Source organism: Vreelandella sp. H-I2 (assembly GCF_052959335.1).
Genome location: NZ_JBRAMC010000001.1, coordinates 391,095 through 408,259 on the forward strand (window position 1 = coordinate 391,095; position 17,165 = coordinate 408,259).

The window sequence follows — 17,165 nt, forward strand, 5'->3', positions numbered from 1 at the left end:
GTTTGATTCACGAGACGTTCTTAAAGTAAGACTTTTTTAGAGATCTCATCATGCGCTGGCAAATCCCCGCGACACGAATGAATAAGCTGCATCGCATTATTAATAATGCGGTATCAGCTTATTATTGTCGCGCGCCAGAGATGTAGAGAGAAAATTGGCCGCGGCAAGTATCGCGGCCATGTTGTTTTATCGTTACCTTTGAGACTCCCTGATCGCGATATTGCCCGGCCTCCTAACCCAGGAGACCGACCCCATGGCAATCGCAACCATTACCCGCAAGCTACTCAGCGCTTTCACCCACTATCGTACCCAGCGGCGTTTTTACGAAGATCCGCGTTTTCATGACCCGCACCTGTTAAAAGATATCGGCTTACGCTGGGAGCAGGGCCAGTTGGTATCTATTCACGGCGTAGAGGAACCAAGCCAGCGCAACCAACGCCATCAGGCTGAAATCCGCGACACCTACGAAACTTGTCCGCACTGCGGGAGCAGTTTGGCATAGCCAACGCCCCGGCCACAGGAAGCGGCCGGGGCGTATCGTTGCAAGCCATTATTAGCCTTCTAGATACACCACATGGCTATGGGTATATTCATAAAGACCGTGCTTACCATCCGCCCCGCCGATACCTGACTTTCGTACGCCAGCGTGGAAGCCTTGCATTGCTTCAAAGTTCTCTCGGTTGATATAGGTCTCACCAAAATCAAGCTCACGACAGGCCTGCATGGCGTTATTAAGGCTCCGGGTATAAATCGATGAGGTAAGGCCATATTCACAGTCATTGGCCAGTGCTATAGCTTCATCAAGGTTATCGATGATTTGAATGGGCAGAACCGGGCCAAAAATCTCCTGGCGCATAATGGCCATGTCTTGGCGACAGCCCGCCAGCACCGTCGGCTGATAGTGGAATCCGGCCCCCAGATCGGCCACATTTCCGCCGGCAATCAACTCAGCCCCATTCCCACGAGCGGTTTCTACCATTTGGGCCACTTTATCCAGGCCCGCTCGGTTGATCATGGGCCCCATCTCAACATCGCTGTCCGCTAGCGGATCACCGTAGCGGGTGGCTTCCATCGCTTTAGCAATACGCGCAATAAATTCATCTGCGACACCACGCTGAACGTAAACGCGTTCGGCGCAATTACACACCTGGCCGGTATTGATAATCCGTGAGCTGCGAATCGCATTCACCGCTAGGTCGAGATTCGCATCATCCAGCACAATAGCAGGGGCTTTACCACCCAACTCTAGGTTGAGCTTGGTAATATTGTTAGCGGCATTGGCCATAATGCGTGAACCCTTTCAACGCTACCCGTAAAGCTGATCATATCGACCTGCTGGCTAGCAGTAAGCGCGTTACCCGCTTCAGCGCCTGTGCCGCTGACCACGTTGAAAACACCTTTTGGCAAGCCAACTTCATCGAGCAAGCGGGCGAACTCAAAACAATTATTAGGCGTTTCTTCGCTGGGCTTAATCACGATGGTATTACCCGTGACTAATGCCGGTGCCATCTTGCGTGCGATCAGGAAAAACGGAAAGTTCCAAGGCAAAATACCCGCCACCACCCCAAGCGGCTTACGGAAAAGGAAAATATTCTCCTTAGGGCGATCGCTTTGAATGATTTCACCTTCAATGCGGCGCCCCCATTCGGCCATATAATCCAAATAGTCGGCAGTAAAGTTAACTTCAACTTCCGCCAACCCACTGATTTTTCCCTGCTCTTCCGTAATGGTACGTGCCAAATGGGCAACGTTATCACGCAGCTTATTGGCTAAACGATGTAGAAAAGCCGCACGCTCAACGGCAGGCGTCGCTGCCCAGCTCTTTTGTGCTGCACGCGCCGCATCTACTGCTCGTTCGACATCGTCAGCACTGGAGGCGGGAACACGCGACAGTAATGTCTGGTTGGCAGGGTTAAATACTTCCAGGTGCTGCTGGGCCTCTTCAAATGCGCCGTTGATATAGTTTTGATAAATGGTTGGCTGTGTCATCTTAGTACTCCTATTGTCATTATATTGGCCTCGATGAGACCACCTGCTGGTAAGAGCTAAAGTGATAAGTGCTGGGTTAAGAAGTGCTTATTAACAAACACTGAGTTAATAAGTACTGGAAGACTGGTTCGCGACTTGCCCCTTGTAACGCGCAACGGTTGCAAGCGCGCCTTGACGGAGCAAGCTAATATCGATCCCCACCGCAATAAACTGGCAGCCAAGCGCCTGGTAGCGGCGTGCGTCATCTTCAAGCGGCGCAAGAATCCCCACCGGCTTACCCGCCGCCTGCACCGTTTTAATCACCTTTTCAATTGTTTTTTGAACGTCTGGATGCCCCGGATTGCCTGGATGCCCCATTCCCACTGAGAGGTCGGCTGGGCCAATAAAGACCGCATCAACGCCATCCGTTGTCGCAATCGCTTCGGCCTGCTCAACGCCCTTGGGTGATTCAACCTGTACGATTAGGCACAGCGACTCATGCGCCTTATGTAGGTAGTCATCCACGCCATCCCAGCGGGTTGCACGTACTAAGCCGCCGCCGACGCCGCGTATGCCATGGGGTGGGTAGCGAGTAGCACGCACCAGGGCCGCAGCTTGCTCACCGCTTTCCACCATGGGCACCATCAGTGTCTGAACGCCAATGTCGAGTAGTTGTTTGATCAACGCAGAATCCTGGTTAACGCTGCGTACTACCGGCGCTGCTGAATAAGGTGCCACTGCCTGTAGTTGAGCCAAAATAGTCGGCACCGTATTGGGGGCATGCTCACCATCAATCAGCAGCCAATCAAAGCCAGTGCTCGCCACAATTTCAGCGGCATAACCAGTCGCAAAACCAGCCCAGCAACCCCAAATGGAATCACTTTTAGCCAGTGCGCTTTTAAATGTATTAACGGGCATTTCCATCGTCGTTACACTCCAGTGGTACTAGTCAAAAGCCCCAAGCAGGCTAGGTAGCCCAAGGGTTAAGAAGGGTAAATACATGATGCATAGCAGCCCAATGACGAGAACCATGAAAAAAGGCACGAGTGGACGCATGGTCTTCATATAATCAACCTCCGCGATCTTGCAGCCCAATAGGACGATTAGAGCCACTGGTGGTGTCAGTGAACCTAAAAGCAGGGCAATAATGACCACGACTGAGAAGTGAATCATGTCGAACCCGAACATTTGGGCAATCGGTGTCAATATCGGCACCATCAAGATCAGCGCTGAAATTGTTTCGATAAACATGCCGACTAGGATCAGTACCAACACAATCAGCAGCAGCACAACGGCAGGCTCGCTGGTCATACTGGAAAGCCAAGTAGCTAATGTTGCGGGCACGCCCTCTCGAGCAATAATCCAACTGAACAAAGCAGCACTGCCGAGGATGATCAGAATACTCGCGGAGGTGACTACCGACTGAAGTGCGAAGCGGTAGGTATTCCTGACATTCAGGCGATGAGAAAGTAGGCCAAACCCGAGCCCATAGGCGACGGCCACAATGCCTGCCTCGGTAGGTGTGAATAAACCGCTCTGGATACCACCTACAATGATCACTGGCATCACCATCGCGGGTGCTGCTTTCAAAAACACCTTGCCGGTTTCGCCTAAACTGGCTCTACGGTGACGAGGCGCGCCGATCTCATCAGCTTTCCAGTAAACCAGCGCCATCATGATCATGGCGAGAAACAGACCTGGAACGATACCGGCCAAAAACAGCGTGCCAATGGAAAGCCCCGTCATGGCTCCATAGATCACCATGAGCAGGCTAGGCGGAATAATGGGACCCAAGATTGCCGAAGCAGCGGTAATCACTACTGCCCATTCTGGCTTGTAGCCCTCCTTTTTCATCGCCGGAATCATCATCCCTCCGACCGCAGCCACATCTGCCGAAGCCGAACCGGAGATACCCGAGAACAGCACACTCGTCATGATATTCACCTGGCCTAATCCGCCCCGTATATGGCCCACTAAGGAACGGGAAAAACCAACGATTGACGAGGTGATACCACCGTAGTTCATTAGATTCCCGGCGAAGATGTAGAGCGGGATGGCCAGCAAGGGGAAGCTATCCAAAGAGCTGAAAAAGCGCTGAGGCAACACCAGAAGTGGTACCCCGCCATCAATGACCAGGACGGTAACGGCACTAAGCCCCATGGCGAAGGCGATGGGCACACCAAGAGCGAGAAGAGCTGTAAATAATCCAAACATCAAGGCAACGATCATAGTAGCTCCTCTACGTCTGATGTTTTTTTCACTTCATCACGACGAACAATGAAAGCAAGGATCGTCAGCACGCCCCCAATCGGGATGGGTGCATACAGCCAGGCTCTAGAAATACCCAACGAGGGTTGCATAGTGCCCAAAGCGCGTAGTGTGAATAGGTACCCCCAGTAGGCTAAAACGGCACAGAAAACAATTGAGATAGCTGCCACTGCGAAACGCCTCACCTTTTCAAAGCGGTCGTTGTTAAACCGAAACAGCTCCACCTTTATTTCATCGCATTTGTAAACCACCACAGGGGTTCCCATAAGTACTAACCAAACCAGCAGCATCCTCACCACTTCTTCTGTCCAGAAAAGTGGCAACCCCAGGAGAAACCGGTTGATGACCTGTATGAAAATCAACGCCATGATCGCCGCAAAGATGACGACGGTCATGGCACCAAGGGTGGCAAATGCAGTATCCAGATAACGACGCATTTGCGAGCTCCTTTTCAGAGTCACTGCTGCCCAATGGACTCAAGGAGTTCTACGGCGCCAATATTGGTAGCAAACTCCCGCGGAAGCCTGCCAGTGCTTCTTGGAAAGGCACTGGATCCACCTCATTAATGGCGATTCCCTCTTCTTCTAGCTGGCTAAACCAGGACTGCTCACGCTCAAACCACTCACTGCGCTGCATTTCAGCCGCTTCCCAGGCGGCCCGGTTGACTGCTTCACGGTCGCTATCAGAAAGGTTGTTGTAAAAGGACTCGTTGATGGCAAAACTACCATCGAAAAGAATATGGCGTGTTTTGGACAGCGACTCGGCAACCTCAAATATGCGGAAGGTATAACCAACTTCCGGAGTGCCTTCCATGGCATCGACCACACCTGCCTGTAACGCGGTATAGACTTCCGGCATGGGTACAGGCGTCGGCTGAGCTTCCAGTGCAGAGAAAGTGCCCACAAACACAGGAGACTCCGGTACGCGAATCTTCAAGTTTTTGAAATCATCAGGGCCTTCAATTTGCCCTTCGGCTAGATAGGTATCTCGATAGCCTGCCAGAATCCAGTTAAGCGGCCTGATCCCGGAAGTGGTAACCAATTGTTCAATCAACTGGTCGCCTATTTCACCTGTCACCACGTTTTCCCAATGATCAACGTCTCGATAAAGATAAGGTAGCGTCAGCAGGCCAAATTCGGGTACGTAGTTGGCATAGAGGCCCGATTCGCCATATCCCATCTCCAGTACACCAAACTCGACAGACTCAATAATTTCTCGTTGTCCTCCCATTTGTCCGGCGGGAAAGATTTCCACCTGGACTTCACCGTCACTGTATTCAACTGCTAGATCGCGAAATCTTTCAGCCGCTAGATGCTGCTCGGAATCAGTCGAAATATGGTGTGCGAAACGAATTTTAGTTTCAGCATAAGCAGTGCCAAAGGGCATCATGAAGAGCAGCCCTGCGGCACCAATTATGGTCAATTTAGAGATTAAAAGACCTGAGGTGTTATTCATTTTCATTGTAGTTTCCTCTGATATTACTTGGTTTAAGTTCCCTACTTTTTAGCGGAAACAATGCTTATCAGGCCATAATTTTAATGTTGATAAGGCCTAGAAAGTTCGCAGTCAGGATTAAGGCGTACGCCAAACCCTGGCTTGTCGAGCTTGGAAGCGGCCATGCGACCGTTTTCAGGCACCGGCTCATCCAGCAACAGCGGATTAAACATGGGCACGACTTCATCGGCTTTCGGCGCCATCATCAAGAACTCAGCGAACGGGCTGTTATGGCGTGTAATCACAAAGTGGTAGCTGTAGACCGATGAGCCATGGGGTACTACCAGCTTGTTATGCGCATCGGCCAGCGCTGAAATCTTAATCAGCTCTGTAATACCACCGCACCACCCCACATCCGGTTGGATAACGTGGCAGCACTCCATTTCCAGCAGCATACGGAAGCCCCAACGGGTGGCCTCGTGCTCACCGGTATTTACCAGCATGCCTTTGGGTACATCACGCTTGAGCTGCGCGTAGCCCCAGTAGTCATCGGGCGGCAGCGCCTCTTCGATCCATTTCAGGTCGTACGCCTGGGCTCTTTGAGCTAGCCGAGTGGCGTAGTTGACATCAAGGCTCATCCAGCAGTCATACATCAACCAGAAGTCATCGCCGACGGCACTACGCATCTTCGCTAGGTGCTCTAAGTTCTTTCTCAGCCCTTCATCGCCTTCAGCTGGCCCATGAACGAGGGGCATTTTGCCGCCAATAAAGCCCATTTTCTTGGCGAGGTCAGGGCGTGCGCCAGTGGCATAAAACACCAGCTCATCGCGAACCGGGCCACCTAATAGCTGATGCACCGGCAGTTGCCGCACCTTACCCAGCAGATCCCAAAGCGCAAGATCAACGCAGGAAATCGTATTAATCACCACCCCTTTACGACCGTAATAGAGCGTGGCGTTAAACATCTGATCCCAAATTTTTTCGATTTCAGCTACCTGTTTACCCTCAATGAAGCGAGCAAGATGCTTCTCGACAATCCAAGCACCAATTTCCCCACCGGTGGTTACAGCAAACCCTACGGTTCCATCGCTTGCCTCCACCTCGACCACCAGGGTACCCAGAACATTGAGCCCGAAGCTTCGGCGTGTCATGCGGTACTCTAGGTACTTGCTCATGGGTGTGGCGATTTGGGAATCGATCCAGTGCCCCTCGGCTTGGTCATGGTAGTCAGCACCGCCACCCCGGACGGTATAGGCGCGCACCTGTTTGATGGTGGGTTCGCTCATAAACACTCCTCGTTATGCTTGTTAACGTGATCTTGTTGAGGAAGTTCTAAGTAAAAGCGAGCAAGGTAGCTAATGATTATCTGGCTCGCCTCGATACCTTTAAGTTATCAGTAAGCGCTAAGCCAGCAATAGCGCCAGCTTGCGCAAAACCGCTTAATAATAAGAATCCAAATCACTAGACTAATGTCGAACAGCCAACTGAAGCGCAAACACCATACCGTGTGGGTATCAACTCAACAGAGAGATGAGAATGGAAAGCTTTCAATTGCTTGTGGCAAGGCTTCGTTATAAGCACCTTCTTATGCTCTCGACATTAGGCAAAGTGGGCAACCTACACCAGACTGCCGTGGCCATGCATATGTCACAGCCTGCCGCGACACGTATGTTGAGTGAAATTGAACGGATGTTTGCGTGCCAGTTATTCGAACGTATGGCAAAGGGAATGCGCCCAACCAAAGTGGGCGAAATGCTGGTGGAATTTGCTGATAACGCGCTAACTCGGTTAGATCGATGCGCCGAAGAGGTTCACCGCTACCAACTGGGTGGGCGCGGACAATTAACCGTTGGCGCCATTATGGGGGCTGCACCAGACTTGGTGGCTCAAGCTATCATTGAGATGAAACGCCAGCGTCCCATGTTACAAATTCGTTTGATGGGTGAGACTAGCGATCAACTAGTGGCACTACTCGAACAGGGTAAAGTAGATATTGCCATCGCTCGTTATGCGACCTCTATTCAGCATAATCAATTCGATTTTGAGCCACTGGGCAACGAAAATATGGTCACTGTGGTACGCCATGGCCACCCATTAACCGATGCCCCTTTGCCGCCACTGGAGCAGTTGCTAGAACACTGGCCCTGGATACTTCAACCAATTACAACGCCAGCACGCCAAGCGCTAGAGAAAGAGCTGGAGATGGAAGGATTAATGTCGCCACGCGATATCATCGAATGCGGTTCAATTTTTGCCGCCTTACAGCTAGTGCAAAAAAGCGATGCACTGTTAGTAATGGCTGAATCCGTTCTTAGAGACCATCTCAATATAGGGCTAATTGAGATGCTGCCACTGACCCTTGGACGAACGCTTTCACCGTTTGGGTTATTGACCCGAAAAGATACGTTTTATGGTGAACCGGTAACCGGCTTTTGCGACATTTTGCGCCGTAATGCCGTGCAGTGGGCGTAAAGAAAAAAGCCGATCCATTGGATCGGCCAAGCTGATGGGATATTGCACAGCATGGGGGATACTGCGCAGAGATGCCTGGGGAAGGCATCGCAAAAACGCCAGATTAAGCGGCTTGGCGATGCCCTCTCAGAGAGTTGTGTCCTTTACGGGAGTAGCTACCTTTGCCTTTTTTCGGGGTTTGCTGCTGCATTTTAAACATCGGCGTTCGCAATTGCGCTTTTAACGCATTGTCTTTGATTTTACGCTGTTTCATCGTTCTCTCCGTTCTTTTAAAGATGCCTGCCTAGGCAGGCATCCACTACGACACATACTATTAACTGAAGTTCGTCGTTTAGCGTTTCAAGCCCTGATTATTCATTCCTCTTATTCATCCCAGGCAGGCGCAAAGTCAGGGTTAGCAATACGCTCCTGGCGATCCAACATGGCAATATCAGCCATTTCACTGTCGCTTAGTACTAAATCAAACGCGGCAATGTTGCTTTGAATATTACGCGCCTTGGTCGATGAAGGAATCGTCACCATATTGCGCTGTTTTACCCACGCTAAGGCAATTTGCGCAGGCGTTACGCCATGGGCGTCGGCAATTTTCTGAAGAGTTGGATCGTCCATTACCTTACCCACCGCCAGCGGCATAAAGGCGGTGATCTGAATACCTTGCTGCTCGCAGTGCTCAACCAGCCTATGGTTCTGAAGGAAAGGGTGAACTTCGATCTGATTGGTCAGAATTTCATTCTTACCCAGAATACTGATCGCCTCGTCCACTTGATCGCAGGTGAAATTAGAAATACCAATATGGCGTGTTTTGCCTTCCGCTTTGACTTCCTTCAGGGCCGTCAAATAATCCGCCATCGGTACTTCATCATTAGGCGATGGCCAGTGAATCAACAGCAGATCAACGTAACCTGTGCTCAGTTTCTGGAGACTTTCGTCTACGCTGGCCTTCAGCGTGGCAGGCTCCAGGTTGTCAAACCATACCTTGGTGGTGAGAAAAATATCGCTGCGGTGCACGTCGCTGTCATGAATCGCGGCACCAACATCCGCTTCATTGCCATAAAACTGCGCCGTGTCGATATGGCGATACCCCGCCTCAAGCGCTGCATGAATGCTCTGCTTGAGCGTATCGCCTTCCAGGCGAAAAGTACCGAAACCGGGGTTAGGTATCACTTGTTGCATCATTAACATCCTTTTCTATTGATAGCGTGTTAACTAACATGGGGTGGTGATTGCTTCACTTCAACCCCAGTGCCTTGAAACGCCGCTAACCATGAAGACGCTATGACAACCGCTACCAACGCACCTTGCAGCGCTAATGAGCCTTTACTGCCGCTTCACCGCCAATCGGGGTTTTTAAGCTTTTTGCTGTCGCGCTTAGCCGCGGTATTTGCCATGCAGATTCAAGCCATCGTGGTGGCTTGGCAGGTTTACGACATCACCCGCGACCCCATGGCCCTGGCGTATGTGGGGTTGGCGCAGTTTCTGCCCATGGTGCTGCTTCTGCTGCCCGCGGGGGATGTCGTTGACCGCTTTTCACGCAAACGTATTTTGCAACTTAGCTGGATGGTACAAGGACTATGTAGCGCCTTGCTGCTCACGCTTTCGCTGAACGAGAGCCACAACGTGACCGGCTTTTACGCAGTATTGGCACTGTTTGGAGCGGCGCGTGCCTTCACTGGCCCTGCGCTACAAAGTTTGCTGCCCAACATCGTTCCCCGCGCTCAGCTTGCATCGGCCATTGCATTGAACAGTTCCATCATGAAGGTTGCCGTCATTGCTGGCCCTCTATTGGGCGGTATTCTTTATGGTATTGGGGGTGGCAGCCTCGCATACAGCGTTTGCTTAGGGTGCTTTACTATCGCGCTGGTGTTACTGCTCCCTGTACCAATTCGCTACGCTGAAGCAGCTAAAACGCTAGAAAGCACAGCGGTAAAGCGGTTTACGGCGGGAATTCGCTATATCCGCTATCAGCCGATTATTTTGGGGGCCATTTCCCTGGACCTGTTTGCGGTGTTATTAGGGGGTGTTGTCGCGCTGCTGCCTATTTATGCGCAGGAGGTGCTGCACGTTGGGCCAGAAGGATTAGGTGCATTACGCAGCGCAATTGCTGTCGGTGCACTGCTCATGGGGCTGTACTTAGGCATGCGTGGAATCAAGCGCCGCGCTGGTTGGGTCATGTTTGTGGCGGTAGCCGTTTTCGGCGTTGCCAACCTGGTGTTCGCCTTTTCGACGATTTTTTGGGTTTCGCTGATAGCCATGTTTGTGGCGGGTGCCGCCGATATGATTAGTGTATATGTACGCATGTCACTGATTCAGCTTGCTACTCCCGATGAAATGCGTGGGCGTGTGAATGCGGTCAACATGCTGTTTATCGGCTCCAGCAATGAGTTAGGCGAGTTTCGCGCGGGCAGCATGGCGGCCTGGTTTGGTGCCGTACCCGCAGCCATCATTGGCGGTGTCGGTACACTAGCAGTGGTCGGCGCCTGGATAAGGCTTTTCCCAACCTTACGCCGGGTCGACCGCTTCGACGATGCGCGCTGATAGCAGCAATCATGGCTATCCTTACCGCACTAATAGGGCAATAACGATAATAGCCAATGCCAGCGACACACCCTTCCAGAAAAGCACCGGGTCACGTTCTAACAATGGTAACTGTGCGCGCTTAAGCAACCCTGGACTTGGTGAGTTCAGTTCAAAAACAAACTCCGAAAGCGCCGGATAGCGGTTGTAGGGGCTAGGGTGCAGCGCCCTTTTAAGCACTTCATCCACCCAAGCAGGCAGTTCACGGTTTTCGTTGAGCGCTGATTGATACGCCAGCTTATGTTGCGCCGCCCTTGTGCGTGTTTTAGCCACGTTGGTGCCGTAGGGCAGCGTGCCGGTCAACATCTGATAGGTGATAACGGCCAGGGAGTACTGGTCTGCCTGGGGAGTACCCCCTTCACCTAAAAAATACTCCGGCGCGGTGTACTGTGCGGTGCCTAGGATATCTTCGCTAACGTGGTCTTGGCTCTCCGCTTCGGCAATTCCCGCCACCTTGGCTGCGCCAAAATCGATCAGCTTCACCGTACCGTGGTGATCAATCATAACGTTATCAGGACGCAGGTCCTGATGGAGCATTTCCAGACGATGAAAGGCGCGAAGCCCTTTGGCAATCTGCTCGACAACGGGACGGACACTGGCTAATCCGGCATTGGGGTGATCGCGCATCCATTGGGTCAGCGTTTGCCCTTCGATATAGGCCAGTACGGTATAAAGATAATGCCGGGGGCGCTCTTGCACAGGAGCTTTAAGTACATGTTGATTATCAATGCGTCGTGCAATCCACTCTTCACGCACAAACCGCTCAATGCTCGCCGGGTCTTGGCTTAGCTCGGTTGAAAGCGTTTTCAACGCTACCTTATCGCCACTAGCGATATCTTCCGCCAAATAGACATGGCTGCGACTGCTGGCATGCAATTGACGCACAATGCGATAGCCGTCCAGTTCGCTGCCCGCGCGCAGTTCTGGTGGCTGTGGTAACACACGCATTGCAGCATAAAGTTCATCGGCGTGATGCTCGGGCAGCGTATCAATGCGCACAATCTGCACCGTCAGGTTATCGTCGCTGCCGTTCCCAAGAGCGGCATCAACCAGCGCCTTAGCGGCCATATCAAGATCGCCCCAGTGAGCATGAATCAGCGCGACCATTTCAGCGCTGGTTAACCACTCGTAAACGCCATCGGTGGTAAGTACAAACAGATCGTCGGCGCTGAGCGATACGGCGCGATAATCCAGCTCCAGGTGCTGGCTGGCCCCCATGGCGCGGCTTAAATGGCTGACTTCCCGCGATGCCCAAAAGCGATGATCCTCGGTTAGCACCTCCAGCGTATTGCCGGTAAGCTGATAGATACGGCTATCGCCGACATGAAACAGGTGTGCGGTGGTGGACTTAAGCACCATCGCGCTCAGGGTACATACATAGCCGCGGTCCAGGTTATAACGGTACTGGCTTTGCCGGGTTTGGGCATAAAGCCACGCGTTAGTCGCTTGCAGTACCCGCTGGGCTGACGTTTTGACCGTCCAAGTGGCCGGGGTGGCATAATAATCGCTCAGAAATCCACCCACCGCCGCCTCACTTGCCTCGCGGCTGACATCACTGCTGCTGATCCCATCTGCTAACGCGATCGCAATGCCTTTGTTTACGCGCAGGGAGTCGTTGGGCAAATAGGCACCATAAAAATCCTGGTTGCTTGGCTTGCGCCCTTTATCCGAGTACTGGCCGAGCGAAATGGTCAGCGCTGCCATTATGCTTCCCCTAAAAAAGCCTTCGCCGGAGCGAAGGCTTATGGTTCTTCAAAGTTCGCTATGCAGCACTTATAACGCTTTCTGTGGCGCGGTACGCACATGGGTGGTGTAGAGGGTGAGCCCCGTCAATGCCAAACCACCAATTAAGTTACCCAGTACCACAGGAATCTCGTTCCAGATCAGATAATCCATCATCGAAAAATTACCCCCCATCATCAGCCCGGATGGGAATAGAAACATATTGACCACCGAGTGCTCGAATCCCATGCCGAAGAACAGCATAATCGGCATCCACATGGCAATGACCTTGCCGCTGACCGTGGTCGAAATCATCGCGCCCACTACGCCCAGTGAGACCATCCAGTTGCACAATATGCCACGGATAAAAATCGTTGCCATGCCGCCAGCACCGTACTCTTTATAGCCCACCGTGCGCCCTTCGCCTACTTCACCAATGACTCGGCCCACCTCGCTAGGTTCGGTGCTAAAGCCGTAGGTAAAGACAATCGCCATTAGAAAAGCGACCGTTAATGCCCCGGCAAAATTACCAGTAAATACAATACCCCAGTGCTTAAGAATACGATTAATCGTAACGCCGGGCCGCTTATCCAGCCATGCCAGCGGTGTTAACACAAACACCCCGGTCAACAGATCAAAGCCCATTAGATAAAGTATCGAAAAGCCCACCGGAAACAGGATGGCGCCGATAATCGGATAGCCGGTTTGCACCGCTACGGTCACCGCAAATACTGCAGCAATGGCCAAAATAGCCCCCGCCATAAAGGCGCGAATCAAAGCATCACGGGTAGACATGTGCAGCTTGGCTTCACCAGCATCGACCATCTTAGTGGCAAATTCAGCAGGCAATAAGTAGGACATAAAGGCGTTTCCTTAGCAGCAGGTTCAAAGGTCAAAAGTTAAAGGTCAGAGGAGTAAGGCTGAGCAATGTCGGTGGTTTTTAAAGCAGGCGAAGTGGCGACTCTTTGCACCACGCTGCCCACCACAATCAAGCGGGGTGACGGCAACGGAGTTGCGGCGAGTTGCTCGGGCATGTCAGCAAGCGAGCCCACCAGCGACTGCTGTTCGGGCTGGCTGGCGTTAGCCACCAGCATGATCGGCCACTCATCCGGCAGGCCTGCCTGGCGCAGGCCGTGGCAAATGGCACTCACTTTTGAAAGCCCCATATAAAACACCAGGGTTTCATCCTTGCGCGCCAGCGACGCCCAATCCGGCGAACCGTCTTCGCGACATAGCTGGGCAGTCACAAAACGTAGCTGCTGCGCATGACCACGATCGGTGAGCGGGATACCCATACAGGCAGCGGCGGCAGAGGCCGCGGTAATCCCGGGCACAATGACAGCGGGGATCTCAGCGGCGGCCAAAGCGTCCAGCTCTTCGCCCATCCTTGCAAACACCGCCGGGTCGCCGCCTTTCAAGCGCACCACCGATTTACCTTCCCGGGCGAGTTTTACCATCAGCGCGCCGATCTCAGCTTGCGGTACGCTGTGATGGCCGCGTGCTTTACCCACGTAGTAGCGCTCGCTGCCACCTGGGATCAGTGCCAGCACGTCATCGCCCACCAAGCGGTCATACACCACGGCGTCGGCCTGCATAAGTAAGCGCGCGGCCTTGAGGGTTAACAGCTCTGCATCGCCGCTACCTGCGCCGACCAGGTAAACCTGTCCGGCGCGGCACTCACCACGCAGTGGCAAACGTATGTCAGCAGCATGCTGAACCCACGGAGACAGCGCGCGTTGCGACAGCCGCATAAAGGCGTTAAACCACTTCAGTAGCAAGGGATTGCTTAGTGCGGGCATGGGGCCGCTCCTCTTCAATAAGTGATTTCAATTCGGGAATACAGCTGCCGCACTGGGTGCCGCAGGCGAGCCTGGCGCCCAACGCTTCTACGCTGGTGTCACCCTCGCGGATGGCATTAACGATGGTGGTTTGGCCCACTTGGTGGCAGCTGCAGACCACTGGGCCGGTATCCGCAGCGCCGTCGTCGCAGCCTGCTAATAAACGTCGGCGATGGGTATCGCTGAGTCTTTCATCGTTAAAACGCGCTTCCAGCCACGCCAACCCTGGCAACTCGTTGGGCGGGCCGACCATCAGCCACCAGCGCAACTGACCGTTTTCCACGCAGGCGGCGCGCAGGCGTCCGTTAGTCGGGTCTTGGCTGACGACCGATACGTCGCCGGGCAGCCACGTTTTCAGCTGCGCTAACCAGTCATTCACCGACTGAGTATTGGCAAGCTGCCAGCGCTGGCAGCTGCGCATGGGAATACGTGTCCAGTAGGCACTGGTGCACCAGGGTGTTGACTCCGTTACCCCTTCGGCGACCAGCAGGGTGGCCTGCCATTCGGTAGCAAGCGGCGACAGCGCCACAGCGCCGTGTTTCGATTCAGGCTGCCCAGAGAGCGGGTCCGTAATGCTGTCTATCAGCGCGCTGCTTCTGGCCTGCTGAGTGAAGCAGTCAGTCCAATGGATAGGTACGAAGACCTCACCGCGGCGCTGGGCATTAGAGACCCGCACCCGAGCGCGATATTCACCTTTCGCGGCGGTTAACACCGCCAGCCCTTGATCGCTCACACCGGCGGTATCGGCGTCGTCGGGGTGCACATCCATAAAGGGTTCGGCGCGGTGGTTCATTAACCGCGGTGAGCGCGCGGTGCGGGTCATGGTGTGCCACTGGTCACGAATCCGGCCGGTATTAAGCCGAAGCGGATAGGCTGCACTCAGCGACTGCTCAGGCCCTTGAGGATGGATCGCCAGCAGCTTGGCGCGGCCATTAGCGGTGGCAAACTCGCCCTCCTCAAATAGCCGTGCCGTGCCGTGGGGCGCTTGAACAGTCACCGGCCACTGGATCGGCGCCAGGGTGTCGTACCCCTCTTGACCCAGCCCTACCAGCCCTGAAATATCGAACACTCGTTTCGGACTTCCCTCAATGCCGTTTTCAAACGCCGAGAGCCGAGCGTGCTCGTCGAAAATCTCCCAAGGGTGCGCGTAGTTAAACGCCTCGGCATACCCCAACCGTTTTGCTACCTCGCAGATTATCCACCAATCGTGGCGGGCCTCTCCGGGGGGCGGTAGCATCCCCCGCTGGCGAGAAATACGCCGCTCGGAGTTAGTCACGGTGCCATCTTTTTCCGACCATCCCGAGGCTGGCAGCACAATGTCGGCATACGGCAGCAGGTCGGTATGGGCAGCGCACTCGGAAACAATCACCAGTGGGCACTTTTCCAACGCAGCACGTACCCGCGCAGCATCAGGCAGGCTAATGGCGGGATTGGTGGCCATCACCCATAACGCTTTTATCTCACCACGCTCAATGGCTTCAAATAGCTCCACGGCTTTATAACCGGGCCCTTCCGGCAGGCTCGGCGTCAGGCTGTCGGTAGCCCAAAAGCGGCAGACCAGATCAAGGGCGTCAGGGGTGTGGTAATCCATATGCGCGGCTAACTGGTTGGCCAGCCCACCTACTTCACGGCCCCCCATGGCGTTGGGCTGGCCGGTAATCGAGAACGGCCCCGCACCCGGCAAGCCTATTTTGCCGCCAGCCAAGTGACAGTTAATAATCGCGTTGCACTTATCGGTACCGCTTGAGGATTGGTTAACGCCTTGAGAGTAAAGCGTGACCACATGCAGTTGGCTGGCGAACCAGTAGTAGAAGGTTTCCAGTCGCTCGGGGTCGACATCGCAAGCTGCCGCTACCTCCGCCACCGAGCCCGCGGTTTGTTGTGCTGCCGCCAGAGCCTCTTCAACGCCTTCGGTGTGGCGTTCAAGGTAGAGAGTATCGAGCTTACGGCGCTTTGCCATCCACGCCAGCAGGCCGTTAAACAGGTAAGCATCGCTGCCTGGTTTAATCCCCAGGTAGAGGTCAGCGATTTCACAACTGTCTGTCAAGCGGGGGTCGATCACCACCAGGCGCATCAGCGGGTTGCGCTCTTTCGCCACTTTAATGCGCTGGTAAAGCACCGGATGATTCCAGGCCAGGTTAGAGCCCACCAACACGACCAGCTCCGCCTCCTCCAGATCTTCGTAGTTGCACGGTACCGCATCCGCCCCGAAGGCACGTTTATAGCCAGCGACCGCAGAGGCCATACACAGTCGCGAATTGGTATCTAAATGGGGGGTGCCCAAAAAGCCTTTAAACAACTTATTGGCCACGTAGTAATCTTCCGTCAGCAGCTGGCCGGAAAGGTACGCCGCCACACTATGGTTGCCATGCTCAGCCCGCAGGATGTTTAAGCGTTCGGCAGTAGTGCTTAGGGCAGTGTCCCAGGAGACCTCAACACCATCAACGCGAGGATGAGTCAGCCGCCCCTGAGGTCCCAAGGTTTCATGTAGCGCAGACCCTTTGACACACAGCCGCCCGTAGTTCGCTGGATGCTCGCGGTCGCCCTCTACAGCGCTCAGCGTGCCCGCGTCAACGGTTGCCGTTACGCCACAGCCGACGCCGCAGTAGGGGCATGTGGTTTTGGCCTGAGTCATAGCTACTCCTCGGATTCCTCATTAGCGCCAGGCATAAAAAAAACGCCCAGTCCCGTTCTCTAATGCGCTATATAAACGCATTAAGAGAAGAGGGCTGGACGTCGTTGCCACAGCGCACCTTCATCGGTGCAATACACTCTTCAAACTATTTTTAAAACACTCTTCAAACAGATGAAGATTGTCTAACAGCTACACATTCGGCTACTTATTTTTCTAACGGCTTTGGAGTTGTTCGCTGCCATCGCCTAGCAATG

16 protein-coding genes are annotated in these 17,165 nt (G+C 53.6%); 3 read left to right on the plus strand and 13 right to left on the minus strand.

Annotated features, from left to right (window positions below; genetic code table 11):
- The first annotated feature begins 253 nt into the window (after positions 1-253).
- Entirely contained in the window at positions 254-502 is a 249-nt protein-coding gene (locus tag ACUVOF_RS01915) for a hypothetical protein (protein ID WP_447042756.1), read from the plus strand.
- A 51-nt stretch (positions 503-553) separates the two neighbouring features.
- Here the strand turns inward: ACUVOF_RS01915 and ACUVOF_RS01920 are convergent, their stop codons facing one another.
- From ACUVOF_RS01920 to rhmD, 7 genes are all read right to left on the minus strand, one after another.
- Positions 554-1,285: an aldehyde dehydrogenase family protein gene (locus ACUVOF_RS01920; protein WP_447042757.1), complete on the minus strand. Its 732-nt coding sequence runs from the start codon at positions 1,283-1,285 to the stop codon at positions 554-556.
- Positions 1,246-1,989, minus strand: coding sequence for an aldehyde dehydrogenase family protein (locus ACUVOF_RS01925; protein WP_447042758.1), 744 nt, complete (start codon positions 1,987-1,989; stop codon positions 1,246-1,248). Before ACUVOF_RS01925 ends, ACUVOF_RS01920 begins: the two co-directional genes overlap by 40 nt.
- A 105-nt stretch (positions 1,990-2,094) precedes the next feature.
- Entirely contained in the window at positions 2,095-2,892 is a 798-nt protein-coding gene (locus ACUVOF_RS01930) for an aldolase/citrate lyase family protein (protein WP_447042759.1), read from the minus strand.
- Positions 2,893-2,913: 21 nt separating this feature from the next.
- The gene (locus tag ACUVOF_RS01935; protein ID WP_447042760.1) at positions 2,914-4,197 is read right to left on the minus strand and encodes a TRAP transporter large permease; all 1,284 of its coding nucleotides are present in this window, start codon (positions 4,195-4,197) and stop codon (positions 2,914-2,916) included.
- Positions 4,194-4,673, minus strand: coding sequence for a TRAP transporter small permease (locus ACUVOF_RS01940; RefSeq protein WP_447042761.1), 480 nt, complete (start codon positions 4,671-4,673; stop codon positions 4,194-4,196). Before ACUVOF_RS01940 ends, ACUVOF_RS01935 begins: the two co-directional genes overlap by 4 nt.
- A gap of 49 nt (positions 4,674-4,722) precedes the next feature.
- Positions 4,723-5,697 (minus strand): TRAP transporter substrate-binding protein, encoded by a 975-nt coding sequence (locus tag ACUVOF_RS01945; RefSeq protein ID WP_447042762.1) that lies wholly within the window; start codon positions 5,695-5,697, stop codon positions 4,723-4,725.
- Between the two features lie 74 nt (positions 5,698-5,771).
- Positions 5,772-6,956 carry an L-rhamnonate dehydratase gene (rhmD, locus tag ACUVOF_RS01950; RefSeq protein ID WP_447042763.1) on the minus strand — a complete coding sequence of 395 codons (1,185 nt, stop codon included), beginning with the start codon at positions 6,954-6,956 and terminating at the stop codon, positions 5,772-5,774.
- A gap of 250 nt (positions 6,957-7,206) precedes the next feature.
- On the opposite strand from rhmD, the gene ACUVOF_RS01955 reads away from it, so the two are divergent.
- Positions 7,207-8,142 (plus strand): LysR family transcriptional regulator, encoded by a 936-nt coding sequence (locus ACUVOF_RS01955; protein WP_447042764.1) that lies wholly within the window; start codon positions 7,207-7,209, stop codon positions 8,140-8,142.
- A 103-nt stretch (positions 8,143-8,245) separates the two neighbouring features.
- On the opposite strand, the gene arfA is transcribed toward ACUVOF_RS01955, so the two are convergent.
- Together arfA and dkgB are read right to left on the minus strand one after the other, a co-directional pair.
- Positions 8,246-8,395: an alternative ribosome rescue factor ArfA gene (arfA, locus tag ACUVOF_RS01960; RefSeq protein WP_308338276.1), complete on the minus strand. Its 150-nt coding sequence runs from the start codon at positions 8,393-8,395 to the stop codon at positions 8,246-8,248.
- 110 nt (positions 8,396-8,505) lie between these two features.
- Positions 8,506-9,324 carry a 2,5-didehydrogluconate reductase DkgB gene (gene dkgB / locus ACUVOF_RS01965; protein ID WP_447042765.1) on the minus strand — a complete coding sequence of 273 codons (819 nt, stop codon included), beginning with the start codon at positions 9,322-9,324 and terminating at the stop codon, positions 8,506-8,508.
- A 93-nt stretch (positions 9,325-9,417) separates the two neighbouring features.
- Here dkgB and ACUVOF_RS01970 point away from each other — a divergent pair, with 93 nt between their 5' ends.
- Positions 9,418-10,677 (plus strand): MFS transporter, encoded by a 1,260-nt coding sequence (locus ACUVOF_RS01970; protein WP_447042766.1) that lies wholly within the window; start codon positions 9,418-9,420, stop codon positions 10,675-10,677.
- Positions 10,678-10,698: 21 nt separating this feature from the next.
- On the opposite strand, the gene ACUVOF_RS01975 is transcribed toward ACUVOF_RS01970, so the two are convergent.
- The 4 genes from ACUVOF_RS01975 to ACUVOF_RS01990 form a co-directional block, all read right to left on the minus strand.
- Positions 10,699-12,420 carry a protein kinase domain-containing protein gene (locus ACUVOF_RS01975; RefSeq protein ID WP_447042767.1) on the minus strand — a complete coding sequence of 574 codons (1,722 nt, stop codon included), beginning with the start codon at positions 12,418-12,420 and terminating at the stop codon, positions 10,699-10,701.
- A gap of 69 nt (positions 12,421-12,489) precedes the next feature.
- Positions 12,490-13,299 carry a formate/nitrite transporter family protein gene (locus ACUVOF_RS01980; RefSeq protein WP_113268810.1) on the minus strand — a complete coding sequence of 270 codons (810 nt, stop codon included), beginning with the start codon at positions 13,297-13,299 and terminating at the stop codon, positions 12,490-12,492.
- 38 nt (positions 13,300-13,337) lie between these two features.
- Positions 13,338-14,237, minus strand: coding sequence for a uroporphyrinogen-III C-methyltransferase (gene cobA / locus ACUVOF_RS01985; protein ID WP_447042768.1), 900 nt, complete (start codon positions 14,235-14,237; stop codon positions 13,338-13,340).
- Positions 14,197-16,911 (minus strand): nitrate reductase, encoded by a 2,715-nt coding sequence (locus ACUVOF_RS01990; RefSeq protein WP_447042769.1) that lies wholly within the window; start codon positions 16,909-16,911, stop codon positions 14,197-14,199. Before ACUVOF_RS01990 ends, cobA begins: the two co-directional genes overlap by 41 nt.
- Positions 16,912-17,165 lie beyond the last annotated feature (254 nt).